Origin of the sequence: Rathayibacter sp. VKM Ac-2857 (genome assembly GCF_013205025.1) — a bacterium.
Classification (GTDB): Bacteria; Actinomycetota; Actinomycetes; order Actinomycetales; family Microbacteriaceae; genus Rathayibacter.
On sequence record NZ_JABMLE010000001.1, the window covers coordinates 1,373,122 to 1,391,706 of the forward strand.

Sequence of the window (18,585 nt, forward strand, 5' to 3'; positions counted from 1 at the left end):
TCCATTAGTAAGCCAGCTGACTATATGCCTCGGCGGGCCGCTCGCGCCAGGGTGGCGCGTGGAGGAGGGTCCGGAACAGTACCGGCCCGTGCCCCGCCGGACAAGGGCGAGAACCGCTCAGGGAGCGTTCGTCAGGATGGTCGCATGCCCGCATCTCCCCGCTCCTTCCCCTACCCCCTCGGCGTCTCCCTCCGCGGCGACGCCGGCGCGAACGTCGCCGTCTACTCCGAGACCGCGGACAGCGTCGAGGTCTGCCTCTTCGACGAGTCCGGAGCCGAGACCCGCATCACCCTCTCCGAGCGCACCGGACACGTCTTCCACGGCATCGTCCCCGGCATGCGCGTCGGCACCCGCTACGGCCTTCGCGTCGACGGCCCCTGGGACCCCGCCAACGGCCTCCGCCACAACGCCGCGAAGCTCCTGCTCGACCCGCACGCCACCGCGATCGAGGGCGGCTACGACTGGAGCGAGGACGTCTTCGGCCAGTTCTACGAGGACGCCGACACCCGGAACGACGCCGACGACGCGGCCGCCGTGCCGCGCTGCGTCGTGACCGACCCCGACTCCTTCGACTGGACCGGCGACGAGGCCCCGCGCATCCCGCTGGACGAGACCGTCGTCTACGAGGTGCACGTGAAGGGCTTCACCCAGCTGCACCCCGACGTGCCCGAGGAGATCCGCGGCACCTACCGCGGCCTCGGCCACCCCGCGTCGATCAAGCACTTCACCGACCTCGGCGTGACCTCGGTCGAGCTGCTGCCGGTGCACCAGTTCGTGCAGGACTCGCACCTCGTCGAGAAGGGCCTGCGCAACTACTGGGGCTACAACTCGCTCGGCTTCTTCGCACCGCACAACGAGTACTCGCACGCCGGCGACGACGGCTCGCAGGTCGACGAGTTCAAGGCCATGGTCAAGGCGTTCCACGAGGCCGGCCTCGAGGTCATCCTCGACGTCGTCTACAACCACACCGCCGAGGGCAACGACAAGGGCCCGACCCTCTCCTTCAAGGGCATCGACAACGGCTCCTACTACCGCCTCGTCGAGGACGACCGCGCCAACTACTTCGACACCACCGGCACCGGTAACAGCCTCAACGTCGCGCACCCCGCGGCGCTCGGTCTGATCATGGACTCGCTGCGCTACTGGGTCACCGAGATGCACGTCGACGGCTTCCGCTTCGACCTCGCCACCACGCTCACCCGCCAGACAGGCGAGGCCGAGGTGCACAGCGCCTTCCTCGACCTGATCGCGCAGGACCCGGTGCTCGCGCCCGTCAAGATGATCGCCGAGCCGTGGGACACCGCCGGCTACCAGGTGGGCGGCTTCCCCGCCGACTGGTCGGAGTGGAACGGGAAGTTCCGCGACGACGTCCGCGACTTCTGGCACGGCGCCGACTCGGTGCTCGGCACCACCGCGCAGCGGATCCTCGGCTCGCCGGACGTCTACGAGGCCGACAAGCGCTCCCCCGTCTCGAGCGTCAACTTCGTCACCGCGCACGACGGCTTCACCCTCGCCGACCTCACCGCCTACTCGCGCAAGCACAACGCGGCCAACGGCGAGGACAACAACGACGGCGAGAGCGACAACCGCTCCTCCAACAACGGCGCGGAGGGCCCGACCGACAACGGCGCCGTCAACGAGCGCCGGTCCCGGATGCGCCGCAACTTCCTCGCGACGCTGCTGCTCTCGGCCGGCGTGCCGATGATCCTCGGCGGCGACGAGATCGCGCGCACCCAGGGCGGCAACAACAACGCCTACTGCCAGGACGACGAGATCTCCTGGTTCGACTGGGAGAACGCGGACCTCAACCTGCTCGCCTTCACCCGTGAGCTGATCGCGCTGCGGAAGGCCGAGCCGGCCCTGCGCCCGAAGTGGTTCCGCCGCGCCCCCGGCGACGGCCCCGAGACGGTCGACATCCTGCGCTCCGACGCGGCCGGTTTCGCCGACGACGACTGGGACAACCCGGACGCCCGCACGATCACGTTCGTCTTCCGCGCGGAGGGCAGCGACAGCTTCGCGCTGCTGCTGAACTCGGCCGAGAACGGCGTCGAGTTCACCGTGCCGGACGCGCCCGGTGCGGAGTGGGTGCTCGCCTGCTCGAGCGACCCGGAGCAGGTCGTCGAGGGCGAGGTCACCACGCTGATCGTGCGCGACGCGTCCTTCACGCTGCTGCGCTCCGCCGCCGCCTGATGGCCGGGCCGGGCCGGACCTCGCGGCGCCTGCGCTTCAGCGGGCGCATCGCGGGGTTCGGCACGGCCTCCGGCACCCGGATCGTGCTCGGCCTGTGGGAGAGCACGCCGTTCGGCGCGTTCGCCGACGCCATGGTCGAGCGGGCGGACGGGCACCGGATCCTGATCGCGCCGACCGACGAGGTGGCGGAGTTCATCGGGTCGACGTACGCGTTCGACGAGGTGCGACTCGCGCCGGTCGCCTGGCGTCGCGTCGCCGGCGGGATCGACGCCACGGCCGGCCCACTGGATCTGTCGCTGCGGCTCGGCCGGCTCACCCCGCTGGGCCGCCTGCTGCGCATCGTGCCGCGGCCGCTCGCCGAGCACCCCGCGTGGCTGACCGCGATCTCGCCGGTCGCCTCCGTGCTGGTGCGCGGCGTGAGCACCGCGGGCTCGGCCGGCCACGGCAAGCGGGAGTACTACGGGGTCCGTGCGATCCGCTCGATCCTCGGGGTCACCGCGTCGCTCGACGGCGAGGACCTCGGCGCGCTCGGGCCGCTGTCGCCGCCGGTCCGCTTCGGCTTCTCGTCGGCACCGGCCACTCCGGCGATCGTCGACGTCACCACCACCATCACGCTGCCCCGGACCCCCGGTGCGGCACGAGAGAGAGGAAGCGCCTCGTGAAGAAGGGCGACAAGATCAGCTGGAACACCTCGCAGGGCGAGACCCACGGCGAGCTGGTCGAGAAGAAGACGAAGGAGTTCCACTTCGAGGGGCAGAAGTTCAACGCCTCGGACGACGAGCCCTACTGGATCGTGCAGAGCGACAAGACCGACGCGAAGGCCGCCCACAAGGAGTCCTCGCTCAAGAAGAAGTAGCGGCGCACACTGGGGAGCATGAGCGACGACAACGACGTGCGCCGACTGGCGCTCCTGCTCCCCGGCACCGAGGAGCGGACCGCCTACGGCACCCCGGCCTTCTACGCCGGCCCGAGGATGTTCGCCCGCCTGCACCAGCGGCCGGGTGTCCTGCTCGTCTGGCGGGCCGATCTGGGCGAGCGCGAGGCGCTGCTGAAGACCGACCCGGAGACGTACTTCACGACGAGCCACTACGACGGGCATCCGAGCGTGCTCGTGCGGCTGGAGTGCATCGCCGTGGACGAGCTCGGTGAGCTGCTGCGCGAGGCGTGGGCGGCGAGGGCGCCGCGCCGGCCGCTCGACGGTGAGGCGTAGTTCCTAGGCGCCGCGTCGCACCAGCTCGTGCACCCAGGCGAGCTTCTCGGCGATCGCGGGCGTGATGACGAACGGGTAGAGGTCGTCCTTGCCCATCGAGCGGTTCACGCTGTTGAGGGCGAGCGAGAAGCCGTGCCAGCGGGCGAGGATCTCGGGCATCTCGAGGCCGGACACGCGCTCAGCGCCGGTCGCCTGCACGCCGCCGACGAGCGATTCGGGGAGTCGGCCCCAGGGCCCGGCGACGGTCAGGCCGACCGTCGCGGTCGTCTCGAGCGCGTCGGCGATGTGCAGGTAGTGCGCGAAGGTCTCCGCGAAGTCCTCCCACGGATGCGTCGTGGCGTACTGCGAGATGTGATCGCGCGCCCAGTCCTCGGTCGAGGCGCCGCCGTAGTGCGCGTCGAGCGCGGCGCCGTAATCGGCCCGCTCGTCGCCGAACAGCGCACGGAACGCGGGCAGGAGCGTCGTGCCGTCGACGAGCAGCTGCCAGTAGTAGTGGCCGGTCTCGTGCCGGAAGTGGCCGAGCATCGTCCGGTACGGCTCGCCGAGGCGCGCCTTGAGCGCCTCGCGGTGCGCGTCGTTCCCCTCGGCGAGGTCGACGGTGATCACGCCGTCGGCGTGCCCGGTCGTGACGGAGCCCTGCGCGGAGGAGAGCAGCTCGAAGGAGAGACGGCGGGATCCCTGGACCGGGAGGTCGAGATGCCGCAGCTGCCGCAGCAGCCGCCGCTTGGCGAACTCGGCGACGGTCAGCTGGCTCAGCGTCGCCGCGTCATACACCGGCGGCCGGGCGCTGGTCAGGGCACACGAGGCGCAGGCGCCACCCGTGCCCTCCGCCGCCAGCCAGGTGCAGTCGATCGTGCCGCGGTACACGCAGAGCGCGCGCCCCTCCGCCTCGACGAGCTCGTCCGCGTCGACGTCGTACGCGAGCGCCGTGCCGCAGCGCAGGCACCGCGCGTCCTCGAACTCCACCCGCGCCTCGCAGTGCGGACAGCCGAAGACGCGCATGACGGGCGAGCTTACCCGCCTTCTGGCCCGACGAGCTTCGAGCCCTCGCCGGTGCCGGCCAGGTCGGCGAGGACCTCGACGACGACGCTCCGGATCCCCGCGAACGCCTCCGACGACGAGTTCGCCGCCCAGGAGAGCGAGGGGAACTCCGCCACGGTGCCGAGGAACTGCTCGTCCTCCTGCGACCACTGGACCCGGTAGGTGCAGCGCTCCGCGTCGGTCATCGTCGCTCCCCTTCCCCTTCACGGTCTCCGCGAGCACCTGCTCGACGTGACCGGACGAGTATCACGGGCGATCTCAGCGAGGCAGTGATCCTGCGCCAGATCGCGTCGCCCTCGCGATCGACTCGTCGCCGCGCTGTAGAGAGGTGCGATGGACGTCAACCAGGTCGCCGAGCAGCTCGGTGTGACTCCGCGCCGAGTGCGGGCGCTGATCGCCGCGGGCCGGATCGAGGCCAGGAAGGTCGGTCGCCGCTGGGAGATCGTGGAGGTGCCCGAGATGCGCTCGCGCCGGCCGCTCTCCGCCAGGTCGCGGCGGCTGCTGGCCCACGCCCTGCACGAGCGGACCCTGTCGGGCCTCGAGGGACAGGAGCGCGCCAGGACCGCCGCGCGCATCCGCCTGCTTCGCGCGTCGCCCGACCGCCGGGCTGCTGGCGGACTGGTGGGGCGGGACTGTGGAGTCCGGGCTCGTCGACTTCGGCACGAACCTCGTGCAGCACGCGCTCCACGGCGACCCCGCCTACGTCCGAGAGGCTCTGCACCGACCGCGACGGGAGTACCTCCGGCGCCCGGACGTACTGGCGACCGTCGTCGGCTCGGAGCGACGCATCCAGGGCCTCTCCACCGACGAGCTGGCACACGCCGCGGGGGTGGCCGTCTCCGACGTGCGACGCCTCGAACGCGGACTGCCGATGTCGACCCCCTCGACCGCGCGACGGGTTCTGGACGTGCTGGGCGTCGAGCCGACCGCGCTTCCCGACTTGGACTGTCGATGAGGGATCGCCTGGAAGGCAGGCCCTCCGTCGCGCTGGCACGGCCCCGCCGGGCGACGACCTAGGCGATGCGGATCAGCTTCTTGTTGACGAACTCCTCGAGGGCGCTGCGGCCCATCTCGCGGCCGGTGCCGGAGCGCTTGACGCCGCCGAAGGGGAGCTCGGCCGCGTCGCCGAGGACGAGGTTGATCCAGACCATGCCGGCGTCGATGCGGTCGGCCAGGCGGAGGGCCTGCTCCGAGTCGGTCGTGTAGAGGTACGAGCCCAGGCCGTAGGGGGTGTCATTGGCGAGAGCGATCGCCTCGTCCTCGTCGTGCACGCGGTAGAGCGCGGCGACGGGGCCGAAGAACTCCTCGCGGTAGGCGTTCATCTCGGGCGTGACGTCCTCGAGGACGGCGGGCGGGAAGAAGTTGCCGGTCACCTCGCCGCTCGCGCGGACGGTCGCGCCCTGCTCGCGGGCGACGGCGAGCTGCTGCTCGAGGCGCTCGGTCGCGGCGGCGGAGGAGAGCGGGCCGAGCAGGGTCCCCGAGGCGTTGGGATCCGCGGGCTGCGCGGCGGTGAAGGCCGCGGTGAACTTCTCCGCGAAGGCGTCGTAGAGCGCGTCGATCACGATGAAGCGCTTGGCGGCGTTGCAGGACTGGCCGTTGTTGTCGAGGCGGGCGGCGACCGCGTCCTCGACGGCCTTGTCGAGGTCGTCGGTGGAGAGCAGCACGAACGGGTCCGAGCCGCCCAGCTCGAGCACGACCTTCTTGAGGTTGCGGCCGGCGATCTCGGCGACGGCCGCTCCCGCGCGCTCGGAGCCGGTGACGGAGACGCCCTGCACCCGCGGGTCGGCGATGACGGTCGCGGCCTGGTCATTGCTCGCGTAGAGGTTCACGTAGACGCCGGCGGGGGCGCCGAGCTCCTCGGCGGCGGTGCGGAAGATGTCCGCGATCGCGGCGGCCGACTCCGGGCACTGCGGCGCGTGCTTGAGCAGGATCGTGTTGCCGTTCACCACGTTCGGGCCGGCGAAGCGGGCGACCTGGTAGTAGGGGAAGTTCCAGGGCATGATGCCCAGCAGCACGCCCAGGCCCGAGCGGCGGACGAACGCCGAGCCGGTGCCGTCGGAGAGCGCGATCGGCTCGTCCTTGAGGAACTCCTCGCCGTTCTCGGCGTAGTAGCGGTAGATGTCGGCCGCGAAGCCGACCTCGCCCTGCGCCTGGTCGAGCGGCTTGCCCATCTCGCGGACGATGATCTCGGCGAGGGCGTCGGCGCGCTCGACGTGCAGGTCGGCGACGCGGGCGATCAGGGCCGCGCGGGTGGCGACCGGGACGGTGCGCGACCAGGTGGAGTACGCGTCATGGGCCGAGGCGATCGCCTCGGAGAGCTCGGCGTCGGTGATGCCGGGGTACTCGCTCAGCGTCTCGCCCGAGGCCGGGTCGATGACGGCGTAGCTGCTGCTGCTCATGCGGGGAGTGCTCCTTCACGGTCGTGGGCCGGCGCGGTCGCGTCGGCGGTGTCGTGCTGTGTGTCAGCGTCGGCGGCGTCCTCGGCCAGGATCTCCTGCGCCAGGCGCCGCCCGACGCGGATCGCGCCGTCGACGTGCTGGTAGCCCTCGGCCGCGAGGTCGCTCGAGCCGAAGCGGAGCGGCCCCACCGGCTCGAGCTGCAGCGCGCCGTAGCGGGTCAGTCCGCCGAGGTCGAAGCTCGCGGCGTAGGCGCCCTGCGTCCACTCCTCCGACGCCCAGTCGCTCTCGTAGTAGACGACGGGATCGAGCGCGGCGGGGCCGTAGTAGGCGGCGAGGGAGTCGAGGATCGCGGCCTTCCGCTCGGCCTCGGGCAGGGCGAGGACGCGGTCGGCCTTCTCGTCCGAGACGAAGCCGACGAGGGTGCCGCGCTCCTCCCCCGCGTTGGAGTTGTCGTAGGCCTCGTGCACGAGGGCGTGCGGGCTGAACGCGGTGCCGGAGAGGCCGTCGGCGCGCCAGAACGGGGTCGCGTAGGTCGCGTGCACCTTGATCACGAGGCCGAGGGACTGGTGCTGGAGCGCCTGCTGGCGCAGGCGCGGCAGCGGCGGATCGAAGGTGATCCGGTTGACGAGGTTCGGCGGCACGGCGACGATCGCGTGGCGGGCGCGCACGGTGACGCCCTCGGCGCACACCGTGACGCCGCCGTCGCCGTACTCGACGGAGCGGACCGGCCGGCCGAGCAGGACGCGCTCGGCGCCGAGGCGCTCGGCGAGCCGCTCCGGGACCTGCTGCAGCCCGCCGAGGACCCGCTTGTCGAGGATGAAGTCGGCGTCGACGAGGTTGCTGAAGCTGCCCGCGCTGGCCGCCATCAGCAGCGCCTGCAGCAGCGAGAAGGAGTGCGCGGGCTTGGTGAGCATGGCGTCGGCGATGAAGAGCGCGATGTTGGCGCGCGCCTCCGCGTCGTCGCTCTCGCCCTCGAGCCAGGCGCTGAAGCTGATCCGGTCGTAGTCGTGCGCGAGCGGGTGCGACCACGGGGCGGACGGGTCGGTCTCGGCGACGAGGCGGTCGAGCACCGCGATCAGGCGCTCGATCTCGGCCTCGGTGTGCTCGCCGCCGGGGAAGACGTCGCCGGTGAAGCGGCGGGCGTCTCCGTCGACGCCGATGTAGACGCTCTCGCCCTCGCGGTAGCGGGAGTAAGTGTCCAGACCCAGCTCGTCGAGCGTCTCGAGCAGCGCGGTCTGATCCGGCGAGACCCACTGGCCGCCGAGCTCGAGCATCTGGCCCTCGACCACGCGCGTCTCGAGGCGGCCGCCGACGCGCTCGCGCGCCTCGAGGACGACGACGCGGCGGCCCTGCTCCTGCAGCCGGAGGGCCGCGGTCAGGCCGGTGGCGCCGGCGCCGATCACGACCACGTCGCAGTCGAGATCGGATTCGAGGGCGGTCGCACTGGACTCCACCACGCTGTGCATGACAACTCTTTCCGTCGGTGATCCCCGCTTCTGACGAGGGATTGCGAACAATTCTGGCACAGCAACGGTGGAGAAGGGCAGTGCGGGACCGGACGGATCGATCTTTCCGTCAATACATAGGCGTGCTATGTTTAAGCACGTGCTCGAACCGTCTGCCCCCGTCCGCCTCGCCTCCGCCGCCACCGCGCTCGCGCGGTACGCCGGTCGCTCCAGCGGCGCGACCGGGCTCGGCGCGCAGTCCGGCGCCGTCTGGTCGACGCTCGCCGAGCTGCGCACCGCCTCCCCGGTCCGACTGGGCGAGCTCGCCGAGCGCGTCCGGGTCACTCAGCCGACGATGACCGGCATCATCGCGCGCCTCGACGTGGCCGGCTGGATCCGCCGCGTGCACGACGAGAGCGACGGCCGCGCCTGGCTGATCGAGGGCACCGAGGCGGGATCCGCGGCGCTCGCCGAGCACCGCCTCCGCCTCGACGCCGCCCTCGCCCCGCTGTTCGAGGACCTCGACGACGAGGACCGCCGCGCCCTCGAGCGCGCCGCGGCCCTCGTCGAGGCGCGCGTCCTGCGCGTCGCCGACCGCCCGGCCTCCTGACTCCCCCTCCCCGCACGACCCCTCTTCCGAAAGGCCCCTCCGTGTCCACTCCCCACTTCCCCGCCGCGGGCGGCTCGATCCTCCGGCAGCCGCTCGCCGTCTGGGCCGTCGCCTTCGCCGCCGTCATCGCCTTCATGGGCATCGGCCTCGTCGACCCGATCCTCCCGGCGATCGCCGAGAGCCTCGAGGCGACGCCGACCGAGACCTCGCTGCTGTTCACCAGCTACCTCGTGATCACCGGCGTCGTGATGTTCTTCACCAGCTGGCTCTCCAGCCGCATCGGCGCGAAGAAGACGCTGATGATCGGCCTGGTGCTGATCGTCGTCTTCGCCGCGCTCGCCGGCACGGCCGGCAGCGTCGAGGGCGTCATCGGCTTCCGCGCCGGCTGGGGATTCGGCAACGCGCTCTTCATCTCGACCGCGCTCTCGACGATCGTCGGCGCGGCCAGCGGAGGATCCTCCGCCGCGATCGTGCTCTACGAGGCCGCGCTCGGCGTCGGCATCGCGATCGGCCCGCTGCTCGGCGGCTTGCTCGGGTCCGTCTCCTGGCGCGGACCGTTCTTCGGAACGGCCGTGCTGATGGCCGTCGGCTTCATCGCCATCGCAACGCTGCTGCGCGAGGACGGCCCGCGGCCGACTCCGACGCCGCTCTCCGCGCCGTTCAAGGCGCTCGCGGTCCCGGCGATCCGCACGCTCGCCGGTGCGGCGCTGTTCTACAACATCGGCTTCTTCGTGCTGCTGGCCTACACGCCGTACCCGCTCGGCCTCGACGAGATGGGGCTCGGCTTCACCTTCTTCGGCTGGGGCCTCGGCGTCGCGATCACCTCGGTCTTCGTCGCTCCGCTGCTGACCGCGCGGCTGCCGCGCACCGTCGTGCTGCGCTCGGTGCTGGTGCTGCTGGCGCTCGACCTGGTCGCCGGCGGCCTGCTGATCTCCTCGCGGGTCGGCCTGATCGTCTGCATCATCGTCGGCGGCCTGCTGCTGGGCGTCGTCAACACCGTGCTGACCGAGTGCGTGATGGAGGCGACCGACCTGCCGCGCTCCGTCGCCTCGTCCGCCTACTCGGGCGTGCGCTTCCTCGGCGGAGCGATCGCCCCGCCCGCCGCGTCGGCGCTGGCCGCGGCGATCTCGCCGGCCTTCCCGATGTACGCGGCGGCGGGAGCGGTGCTCGTCGCGTCGCTCATCGTGTTCCTCGGGCGGCGGACGCTGGCGCGCGCAGACGCGCACGGCCAGGAGCCGGAGGCCGTCGAGGCCCAGTCGATCGCCATCGGCGAGAGCCTCTGAGCGCGCGAGTCTCGATACGCCCCTCCGGGGCTACTCGACCAGCATGCTAGGCCAGCGGCGGCTCCGTCGGAGCGGCTCCATGGCGATCGAGTAGCCCGCGGAGCGGGCGTATCGAGATCCACCACCGTCCAGGCCTTGATCGTCGACGGGCGGGTCTCGATACGCCCCTGCGGGGCTACTCGACCAACATGAGGCGTCTGTCCGGCGCCGATCATGCTGATCGAGTAGGCCGCGCAGCGGGCGTATCGAGATCCACCACCGTCCGAGCCCGAATCGTCAGGGCGCGACCTCGAACATCCGGGGGCGCAGCGGCGCCGTGCGCGGGTCCGCGGCGCAGGCCGCGAGGGCGGCGGCCAGGACACCGGCGGCCGGGCGCGCCTCGCGGACGTACACGTCGACGCCCGCCGGGGTGAACGGCGTGCGGGCGAAGCGGGTCAGCGCCCAGCCGGCCTCGGCGTCGGCGGCGACGAACGACCAGCGGCTGCGGGCCAGCAGCGTCAGCGGCTCGACGCCCCGCCAGCGGAAGCCGTCGGGATCCGCGGGGTCGGGGGCGTCGATCCCGACCACGTAGCGCGTCGAGCGGCGGCCGCACCAGCTGACCACGTCGCCGACCTCGCCGCCGGGCAGGGGCGCGTAGGTGATCGCGACCCCCTCGCGCCCCCGCCACAACGGCAGGCTCGAGCCGCGCACGAACCAGGTGCCGGTCGCGAGCGCGGCGCGGTCGATCGCGGGAGCGTCGATCACGGCAGCGCGTGCTTCACGTTGGAGCGGGCCAGCGCGATCGCCTCGCCCGCGCCACCGTTCATCACCATCTTCGACATCGCGAGCGCGAAGCCCTTCACCTGGGCACCGGTGACCGTCGGCGGCAGCGAGAGCGCGAGCGGATCCGTCACCACGTCGACGAGGACGGGCCCCGGGTCGGCGAGCGCGTCGCGGAGTGCCGCCTCGACCTCGCGCGGATCCTCGACCCGGATCCCCCGGATGCCGACCGCCGTCGCGACCTGCGCGTAGTCGACCATCGGCACGTCCACCGCGAAGTCCGGGAAGCCGTCGACGAGCATCTCCACCTTCACCAGCCCGAGCGTCGAGTTGTTGAAGACGACGATGGTCACCGGCAGCTTGTACGCGGCGACCGTCACGAGCTCGCCCATCAGCATCGAGAGCCCGCCGTCGCCGCTCAGCGAGACGACCTGGCGGCCGGGCTGCGCGAGCTGGGCGCCGACGGCCTGCGGCAGCGCGTTCGCCATCGAGCCGTGCGAGTACGAGCCGAGCAGCCGGCGGCGCCCGTTCGGCGTGACGTAGCGGGCCTGCCAGACGTTGCCCATGCCGGTGTCGGCGGTGACGATCGCGTCGTCGGCGAGCAGCTCGTCGAGCGTCGACGCGACCAGCTCCGGATGGATCGGCTGCTTCGTGGCGACCTCGGTGTACTTGCCGACCACGCCCGTGACGAGCTTCTCGTGCTTCTTCAGGAGCTTGTCGAGGAAGCGGTGGTCCTTGCGCTTCACCAGCGGGGTCAGCGCGTCGAGGGTCGCCGCGACGTCGCCGTGCACGGGGTGCGCGACGCTCACCCGGCGACCGAGCTTGGACGCGTCGGTGTCGACCTGCGCGATGACCACCTTCGTGGCGTCCGGCAGGAACTGCTCGTAGGGGAAGTCGGTGCCGAGCAGGATCAGCAGATCGGCGTCGTGCATGCCCGCGTGGGCGGCGCCGTAGCCGAGCAGCCCGGTCATGCCGACGTCGTAGGGGTTGTCGTACTGGATCCACTCCTTGCCGCGCAGGCTGTGCCCGATCGGCGCGCCGACCAGCTCCGCGAACGCGACGACCTCGTCGTGCGCGTGCCGCACGCCGGCGCCGGCGAAGATCGCGACGGTCTTCGCGTCGTCGATGGCCTGCGCGAGTGCGCGGACGTCGGACGCGGCGGGAATCAGGGTCGGCTGCTCCGGCAGCACGAAGGACGGGAACTCGCCGACCGCCTCGAACTCGGCGACGTCGCCCGGGAGGGTCACCACGGCCACGCCGCGGAGCGCCACGGCACTGCGCATCGCCGCATTCACGACCCGAGGGGCCTGGGCCGCCGTCGAGACCAGCTCGCGGTAGTTCGAGCACTCGACGAAGAGCCGGTCGGGGTGCGTCTCCTGGAAGTAGCCGGAGCCGATCTCGCCGCTCGGGATGTGGCTCGCGATGGCGAGCACGGGGGCGCCCGAGCGATGCGCGTCGTACAGGCCGTTGATCAGGTGCAGGTTGCCGGGGCCGCAGCTCCCGGCGCAGACCGCCAGCTTCCCGGTGATCTGCGCCTCCGCGCCGGCCGCGAAGGCCGCCGCCTCCTCGTTGCGGACGTGGATCCAGTCGATCCCGCCCTTCGCGGAGCCGCCGCTGCGGCGCACCGCGTCGACGATCGGATTGAGCGAGTCGCCGACGATGCCGTAGATCCGGGAGACCCCGGCGTCGATGAGCTGGGCGATGAGCTGGTCTGCGACGGTCTTCTGAGCCATGACCCCATTCGACTCCACTCGGCTGGACTTCGCCTGCCCCTCGCGGGGCCTTGCCGGGCCGCGGCGATCGGAGTAGCGGTTCGGAGCGGTGGGCGGGAGCGGCGGCGGCCGCACCGCAGAGGGGGTGCCCGGGCGGCCCCCGCCGCCCCTACCCTGGACCCGACACCGTCACCGCCGCCGTCTGGAGCCTCCGATGAACCGCCGCCGTTCCGCCCTCGTCCTCGCCGCCGCCGCGGCCCTCGCCCTCGGCCTCGCCGGCTGCTCGGGGATCAACAGCATGATGGGCGGTGAGACGCGCGACGACACCTCCGGCGAGATCGTCGACGGCGGCACGACCGACGTCTTCCAGCTCCGCGTCGGCGACTGCCTGAACGACGAGCTGAGCGAGACCGCGACCGAGGTCACCGACGTCCCGACCGTGCCGTGCTCCGAGGCGCACAGCTACGAGGTCTTCCAGAACATCACGATGGCCGAGGCGGACGAGTACCCCGGCGAGACGGAGACCACCGCACAGGCCGACTCCGAGTGCCAGGCCGCGTTCGAGGGCTTCGTCGGCCTCAGCTACGAGGAGTCGCAGTACGACTTCAGCTACTACTACCCCACGCAGGAGAGCTGGGACGGCGGCGACCGCGTCATCAACTGCCTGATCACCGACCCCGCGGGTCCGAGCACCGGCAGCCTGGCGGGCGCCGCCGCCTGACCCTCCCCGCGAGATGCCACTTGTGCACGCTCTTCACGGCGTGTCGCGTACCCAAGTGGCATCTCGCGGCGGGGATCAGGGCGTGCGCGTGGCCGGGGGTCGGGGGAAGAGGGTGAGGAGCAGGCCCGAGGCGATCCAGACGGCGGCGATGCCGAGGATGAGCCAGCCGGCGTCGAGAGCGGACGCGGCTCCGGCCAGGGCGGCGCCGACCGCGGCGGCGGCGGCGCGCAGGCCCGCTCCGATGGTGAAGACCTGGGAGCGGACGGCGGCCGGGCTCTCCTGATCGCGCAGCAGGAGCATCGCGGCGTTCGCGGGTGCGGTGAAGACTCCGGCGACGGCGAACGCGACGAGCGCCACGACGATCCCGAGGTCGGGTGCGGCGGCGAGCAGGGCGACGCCGGTCGCGGCGAAGCCCGCACCCATCACCCAGGCCGGCGGACGGTGCGTCCAGCGCCGGACGGCGACCGCGATCGCGCCGAGCAGGCCGCCGACGGCGAACGCGGTGAGCAGCCCGGCCGCAGCCGCGGTGCTGCCCACCCGCTCCAGCGACAGGCCGATCGCGGCGACTCCGGCCGCGCCGCCGCCGATCTGGCTGATCGTCCCGGAGAGGGTGACGATCGCGATCGGCCGGTGCCGGATGAGATGCGTGACGCCGGCGGCGATGGTGCGCCGGACGCCGACGGTGGGGGTCGGCCGCGCCTCCATCCGCAGGGCGAGCGAGCCGAGGACGCCCACGAGCGCGAGGGCGGCCATCGCGAGCATCGCGAAACGGGCGGAGGCGACGGCGATCACGAGCCCGGCGATCGCAGGGCCACCGATCGAGGCGACCGTGTAGGAGAGCGAGTCCTGGGCGTAGGCGCGGCGCGGGTCGGCGATCGCGCTGGTCACGAAGCTCGACATGCCGCCCATGTAGACCGGAGTCGCCAGGCCCGCGATCACCAGCAGCAGCGCGATCAGCACCGTCGGCACGTCGCCGAGGAAGGACGCGAGCGCGAAGGAGGCGGCGGTGGCGAGCGCCGCGCCGACCAGCAGCCGGCGCGGGGCGCGCACCCGATCGAGCACCGTGCCGACGAGCGGAGCCGCGATCACACTCGGGAACAGCGCGGCACCGGTCAGCAGCCCGCCGAGGGCGACGTCGTCGAGGCGCTCGACGGCGAGGACGGGCAGGGCGACGACCATGCCCGCGCTCGCGAGGCGCAGCGGGATCGAGGCGGTCAGGTAGGTGGCGGCGCTCATGCGGCTCGGGAGGACATCACCTCCCAGTTTTCCATGCTCTCGAGGCTCCGCTCCCCGGCCGCCGCGATCAGGGCAGCAGGATCACCTTGCCGTCGAGCGTCCGCGATTCGGCGAGCTCCATCGCCGCCACGATCTCGGTGAGCGGGAAGCGCGCCGCGATGTTGGCCGTGAGCGAGCCGTCCGCGAGCAGCGCGAGCACGCGGCCCAGGTCCTCCTCGAGCCGCGCGCGGAACCGCGCGGGCCGCCGCGAGTGGCCGGCCCAGAGGTCGTAGAAGACGGCGCGCTTCCGGTTCGGCGCCAGCTGGTACGCCTGGATCCGGGCGAGCTGCTTCAGGAACGGCGGCCAGATGCTCCCCGTGCTCGCGCTGACGATCGCATAGGCGACGAGGGTGCCGCCGGGAGCGAGCAGCGACCAGGCCAGGCGGGTGGTCTCCCCGCCGATGTTGTCGAAGACGGCCTGCACGCCGCCGGGCGCGAGCTCGCGGACGCGGGCGGCGAGCGCCGGATCGGCGTAGTCGACCGGCTCGACGCCGGCCGCGCGAAGGGCGTCGTGGTGCCGCGGCGAGGCGGCGCCGATCACCCGGATGCCCTCGAGCGAGGCGAGCCGGTGCACGAGTCCGCCGACGCCGCCGTTCGCCCCGAAGAGGAGGATCGTGTCGCCGCGGGAGAGCCGGGCCGAGCGGTGCAGCATCTGCCAGGCCGTCACTCCGTTCACCACCACGGCCTCGGCGTCCTCCGGCGCGACGCCCTCGGGGACGAGGACGCAGTCGCGCGCGGCGACGCGGGCGTGCCCGGTCCAGCCGCCGGTCTTGGTGAGGGCGGCGACGCGGCGGCCCTCGAGGGACGCGTCGCCGCCGGGGCCGACCGCGAGCACCCGGCCGACCAGGTCGTAGCCGGGAGTGAAGGGGAACGCGGGCTGGGCGAAGTAGCGGCCGCGGCGCATGGACTGCTCGGCGAACGAGATGCCGGTGGCCTCGACGGCGACGAGCAGCTCGCCGACCGCGGGCGGCTCGACGGCGGCCTGCTCGAGGAGGAGCCCGGACGGCTCGACGAGCCCGGGGAGGACGACGCGGGTGGTGGTGCGCGGGAGGGCGGTGGTCATGGGGTGCTCCTAGGGGTGAGTGTGTGACTGGACAGTCACTTCTGTGGAAATGAAGAAGTCGGTCATGCGGTGTGGGGGGCCCCTCCATGCTGATCGAGTAGCCCGCACAGCGGGCGTATCGAGATCCACCACCGTCAGAGGACGAGTCTGCAGACCCGCCCTGCTGATGACGATGGGTCTCGATACGCCCCTGCGGGGCTACTCGACCAACATGAGTCGACCACCATGCAGGCGGGGCTACTCGACCGGCATGGGCCGATCGGCATGCGCGCCGGCTCAGTCGTGGTGCCGGATGCCCGTCGAGACGATGCGCGCCCACTCGGAGTCGACGCCGCCGAGGTCGGTCTGCACGATCAGGTGGCAGAGCTGGCCGTAGGCGATGAAGCGCTGGACGGCCGGGCCGTCGGCGCCCGAGACGACGCTCACGGTCCGGACGACCGAGGAGATCCCGCGGCGCACGGCCTCCCGGATCTCGGGTACCCCGCTCGCGCTCTGCGCCTGCGACTGCAGCATGATCAGGTCGCGGTCGGCGATCAGATCGATGTAGGCGAGGGTCATCGCCTCGAGCCGATCGGCGGGATTCGACGACGGCGACCCCTCCCCCGCCGCGGCGAGCGTCGACGCCACCAGCTCGTAGCAGCGGTCGACCGCGGCGACGAAGACGCCGAGCTTGCCGGGGAAGAGCCGGAAGACGTAGGCGGGCGAGACCCCCGCCTCGGCCGCGACCTCGGTGATCGGAGTCGCGGAGTAGCCGGTGCGGGCGAAGACGTGCACGGCGGCCGCGGTGATCCGCTCGCGCTGGGCTTCTGCGGTGGAGCGGGGGGTCGTGGTCGGCATGTGACTGATCAAACACTTACAAGCGGCGGGTGTCAAGAGCGGACGAGATCGAGCCCCGGATCAGGACCGCTTCCGCCGCCCCTTCAGCGCGAGCTGGAGCGCCGCCAGGAGCAGCAGCGCGGCGAACAGCACGCCCGAGATCCGCGCGGGCAGCAGGAACGACAGCGCCACCCCGGCGAAGGAGAACCCCGTCGCGCAGAGGCCGACCACGAGCCCGGCCCGGACATCGAGCAGCCCGCGGCGCGCGTTCGCGATCGAGCCGCTGATCGCCGTCGGGATCATCGCGGCGAGCGAGGTGCCCTTGGCGAGCAGGTCGGCGAGCCCGAAGGCCCCGACGAGGACGGGCACGGCGATCGCCCCGCCGCCGATCCCGAACAGCCCCGAGGCGACGCCCATCGCGAGACCCAGCCCGCCGAAGCCGGGCCAGACGCCCCAGCCCTCGGCGACGTCGCCGGTCTCGTTCGAGCCGAACACGGCCATCCGCACCGCCGCCGCCACCAGCAGGGCGACGAACAGCCAGCGGAGCACGCCGAGCGGCAGGCGCGCGAGCAGCCAGGAGCCGGCGATCGCGCCGATCATCGCCGCCGCGGCGATCACGGCGGCGGGGAGCCAGGCGACCTGACCGCCGAGCGCGTAGCCGAAAGCACCGGCCACCGCGGTCGGCGCGATCGCGAGCAGCGAGGTCGCGGAGGCGCGGCGCTGGTCCATCCCGGCCCAGGCGATCAGCATCGGCACCATCACGATGCCGCCGCCGACGCCGAACGCGCCCGAGAGCACTCCGCCGACCGCGCCGATCAGGGCCAGCACGAGCATCGCCTTCGGGCGCAGGGCCCTCGGGCGGACGGCCTCGGCCGGGGTCGCCACAGGAGTCGCCCCGGGTGTCGCCCCGGGTGTCGCCCCGGGGGCCGTCGCGCTCACGTCGTCCGTCACGCCCCCAGCCTGCCACCCGCGTCGTCGCACGGCGGAAACATGCGGTGCGTACCCTTCGGGGAGCGCCGCCGGTGGGGGTGGCGCGATCGACGCGAGGAGGGGGCACCGTGCGCGCGACGCCGATCCGGGCCGCGTCCTGGCCGGCCGCTCTGGCCGTGCGGACGGTCTTCGAGCGCGAGGCGCGGCGGACGGCCGCGGCCATGCTCCCGTTCGCGCCCGAGGGGATCAGCCGGGTCGCGGAGCCGATCCCGGCGCGCCCCGGGGCGCCCGCCACCACGGCCGACGTCTTCCGCTCCGCGGTGGCCGGCTCGCGCCCGACCGTGGTCTGGATCCACGGCGGCGGCTGGGTCTCGGGCCACCGGCGCGACGTGGACCCCTACCTCCGCCTGCTCGCGGGCGCCGGCTACACCGCCGTCTCACTCGACTACAGCCGCGGCCCGGAGGCCGTGCACCCGACCGCGCCGCGGCAGCTGCTCGCCGCGCTGGAGCACCTCCGCCGCAGCGCCGGCCGACTCGGGATCGCCCGCGACCGCCTCGTCCTGGCGGGCGACTCCGCCGGCGCGCAGCTCGCCAGCCAGCTCGCCACCGCGATCACCAACCCCTCCTACGCCCGCGCGGCCGGGCTCACGACGACGCTGCCCGTCGACGCCGTGCGCGCGGTGATCCTGCACTGCGGGATCTTCGACCTCTCCGCTCTCGCCGGGGCGACCGGACTCGCGGGCCGCGGTCTGCGCGCCGCCCTCTGGGCCTACACCGGCCGGCGGGCCTGGTGGACCTCGGACGCCGCGCGGTGGATGTCGACGATCGAGCACGTGACGCCGCGCTTCCCGCCGGCCTTCCTCAGCGGAGGCAACGCCGACCCGCTCACCGCGCAGCAGTCGCGGCCGTTCGCGGCCCAGCTGCGCTCGCTCGGCGTGCCGGTCACCGCGCTGCTCTGGGGCGACGGGCACGACACCGAGCTGGGGCACGAGTACCAGTTCCACCTCGAGCTGCCGGAGGCGCGCGAGGCGCTGGAGCGGACCCTCGCGTTCCTCGGGCAGCAGACGGCGCGCTGAATCGTCGGCACAGAGGGGCGACCCTGGCAGTCGCCTGGGCAGCCGGGACGGCACC

19 protein-coding genes and 1 pseudogene are annotated in these 18,585 nt (G+C 72.8%); 10 read left to right on the forward strand and 10 right to left on the reverse strand.

What is annotated here, in order from left to right; genetic code table 11:
* Positions 1-144: 144 nt before the first annotated feature.
* Genes glgX through HQQ86_RS06410 form a run of 4 tightly spaced genes read left to right on the forward strand, consistent with a single transcriptional unit; the run spans position 145 to position 3,400 of the window.
* The gene (gene glgX, locus HQQ86_RS06395) at positions 145-2,190 is read left to right on the forward strand and encodes a glycogen debranching protein GlgX (RefSeq protein WP_173287242.1); all 2,046 of its coding nucleotides are present in this window, start codon (positions 145-147) and stop codon (positions 2,188-2,190) included.
* Positions 2,190-2,852 carry a hypothetical protein gene (locus HQQ86_RS06400; protein ID WP_173287243.1) on the forward strand — a complete coding sequence of 221 codons (663 nt, stop codon included), beginning with the start codon at positions 2,190-2,192 and terminating at the stop codon, positions 2,850-2,852. The genes glgX and HQQ86_RS06400 overlap by 1 nt, the downstream gene beginning before the upstream one ends.
* The gene (locus HQQ86_RS06405; RefSeq protein ID WP_160087155.1) at positions 2,849-3,046 is read left to right on the forward strand and encodes a DUF2945 domain-containing protein; all 198 of its coding nucleotides are present in this window, start codon (positions 2,849-2,851) and stop codon (positions 3,044-3,046) included. Before HQQ86_RS06400 ends, HQQ86_RS06405 begins: the two co-directional genes overlap by 4 nt.
* An 18-nt stretch (positions 3,047-3,064) precedes the next feature.
* Positions 3,065-3,400: an MmcQ/YjbR family DNA-binding protein gene (locus tag HQQ86_RS06410; protein WP_173287244.1), complete on the forward strand. Its 336-nt coding sequence runs from the start codon at positions 3,065-3,067 to the stop codon at positions 3,398-3,400.
* Between the two features lie 3 nt (positions 3,401-3,403).
* Here HQQ86_RS06410 and HQQ86_RS06415 read toward each other — a convergent pair whose 3' ends face one another.
* Both HQQ86_RS06415 and HQQ86_RS06420 read right to left on the reverse strand, forming a co-directional pair.
* Positions 3,404-4,402, reverse strand: coding sequence for a putative zinc-binding metallopeptidase (locus tag HQQ86_RS06415; protein ID WP_173287245.1), 999 nt, complete (start codon positions 4,400-4,402; stop codon positions 3,404-3,406).
* A gap of 11 nt (positions 4,403-4,413) precedes the next feature.
* A complete protein-coding gene (locus tag HQQ86_RS06420) occupies positions 4,414-4,626 on the reverse strand; it encodes a hypothetical protein (protein WP_173287246.1) in 213 nt (70 codons plus the stop codon).
* Between the two features lie 148 nt (positions 4,627-4,774).
* On the opposite strand from HQQ86_RS06420, the pseudogene HQQ86_RS21965 reads away from it, so the two are divergent.
* Positions 4,775-4,867 (forward strand): annotated as a pseudogene (locus tag HQQ86_RS21965) (helix-turn-helix domain-containing protein); the annotation flags it as partial.
* Between the two features lie 244 nt (positions 4,868-5,111).
* On the forward strand, positions 5,112-5,396 hold the full coding sequence (locus tag HQQ86_RS21190) for a helix-turn-helix transcriptional regulator (protein WP_173287247.1): 285 nt from the start codon (positions 5,112-5,114) through the stop codon (positions 5,394-5,396).
* A gap of 58 nt (positions 5,397-5,454) precedes the next feature.
* On the opposite strand, the gene HQQ86_RS06435 is transcribed toward HQQ86_RS21190, so the two are convergent.
* A complete protein-coding gene (locus tag HQQ86_RS06435; protein WP_173287248.1) occupies positions 5,455-6,840 on the reverse strand; it encodes an NAD-dependent succinate-semialdehyde dehydrogenase in 1,386 nt (461 codons plus the stop codon).
* On the reverse strand, positions 6,837-8,306 hold the full coding sequence (locus tag HQQ86_RS06440; protein WP_173287249.1) for an NAD(P)/FAD-dependent oxidoreductase: 1,470 nt from the start codon (positions 8,304-8,306) through the stop codon (positions 6,837-6,839). Before HQQ86_RS06440 ends, HQQ86_RS06435 begins: the two co-directional genes overlap by 4 nt.
* 139 nt (positions 8,307-8,445) lie before the next feature.
* On the opposite strand from HQQ86_RS06440, the gene HQQ86_RS06445 reads away from it, so the two are divergent.
* Both HQQ86_RS06445 and HQQ86_RS06450 read left to right on the forward strand, forming a co-directional pair.
* Positions 8,446-8,895: a MarR family transcriptional regulator gene (locus HQQ86_RS06445; protein WP_173287250.1), complete on the forward strand. Its 450-nt coding sequence runs from the start codon at positions 8,446-8,448 to the stop codon at positions 8,893-8,895.
* A 41-nt stretch (positions 8,896-8,936) separates the two neighbouring features.
* Positions 8,937-10,178, forward strand: a complete 1,242-nt coding sequence (locus HQQ86_RS06450) for an MFS transporter (RefSeq protein WP_367948562.1) — start codon at positions 8,937-8,939, stop codon at positions 10,176-10,178.
* A gap of 276 nt (positions 10,179-10,454) precedes the next feature.
* Here the strand turns inward: HQQ86_RS06450 and HQQ86_RS06455 are convergent, their stop codons facing one another.
* Together HQQ86_RS06455 and HQQ86_RS06460 are read right to left on the reverse strand one after the other, a co-directional pair.
* Positions 10,455-10,922: a hypothetical protein gene (locus tag HQQ86_RS06455; RefSeq protein ID WP_173287251.1), complete on the reverse strand. Its 468-nt coding sequence runs from the start codon at positions 10,920-10,922 to the stop codon at positions 10,455-10,457.
* On the reverse strand, positions 10,919-12,670 hold the full coding sequence (locus HQQ86_RS06460; RefSeq protein WP_173287252.1) for a pyruvate dehydrogenase: 1,752 nt from the start codon (positions 12,668-12,670) through the stop codon (positions 10,919-10,921). The genes HQQ86_RS06455 and HQQ86_RS06460 overlap by 4 nt, the downstream gene beginning before the upstream one ends.
* 193 nt (positions 12,671-12,863) lie before the next feature.
* On the opposite strand from HQQ86_RS06460, the gene HQQ86_RS06465 reads away from it, so the two are divergent.
* Positions 12,864-13,370: a septum formation family protein gene (locus HQQ86_RS06465; RefSeq protein WP_173287253.1), complete on the forward strand. Its 507-nt coding sequence runs from the start codon at positions 12,864-12,866 to the stop codon at positions 13,368-13,370.
* 75 nt (positions 13,371-13,445) lie between these two features.
* Here HQQ86_RS06465 and HQQ86_RS06470 read toward each other — a convergent pair whose 3' ends face one another.
* From HQQ86_RS06470 to HQQ86_RS06485, 4 genes are all read right to left on the reverse strand, one after another.
* Complete coding sequence (locus tag HQQ86_RS06470) at positions 13,446-14,606, reverse strand: MFS transporter (protein ID WP_173287254.1); 1,161 nt, start codon at positions 14,604-14,606, stop codon at positions 13,446-13,448.
* A gap of 67 nt (positions 14,607-14,673) precedes the next feature.
* A complete protein-coding gene (locus HQQ86_RS06475; protein ID WP_173287255.1) occupies positions 14,674-15,708 on the reverse strand; it encodes a medium chain dehydrogenase/reductase family protein in 1,035 nt (344 codons plus the stop codon).
* Positions 15,709-15,984: 276 nt separating this feature from the next.
* Complete coding sequence (locus HQQ86_RS06480) at positions 15,985-16,545, reverse strand: TetR/AcrR family transcriptional regulator (RefSeq protein ID WP_173287256.1); 561 nt, start codon at positions 16,543-16,545, stop codon at positions 15,985-15,987.
* Positions 16,546-16,605: 60 nt separating this feature from the next.
* Positions 16,606-17,475, reverse strand: a complete 870-nt coding sequence (locus HQQ86_RS06485; RefSeq protein ID WP_173287257.1) for a sulfite exporter TauE/SafE family protein — start codon at positions 17,473-17,475, stop codon at positions 16,606-16,608.
* A 107-nt stretch (positions 17,476-17,582) separates the two neighbouring features.
* Here HQQ86_RS06485 and HQQ86_RS06490 point away from each other — a divergent pair, with 107 nt between their 5' ends.
* The gene (locus HQQ86_RS06490) at positions 17,583-18,530 is read left to right on the forward strand and encodes an alpha/beta hydrolase (RefSeq protein ID WP_173287258.1); all 948 of its coding nucleotides are present in this window, start codon (positions 17,583-17,585) and stop codon (positions 18,528-18,530) included.
* The last annotated feature ends 55 nt before the right edge of the window (positions 18,531-18,585 follow it).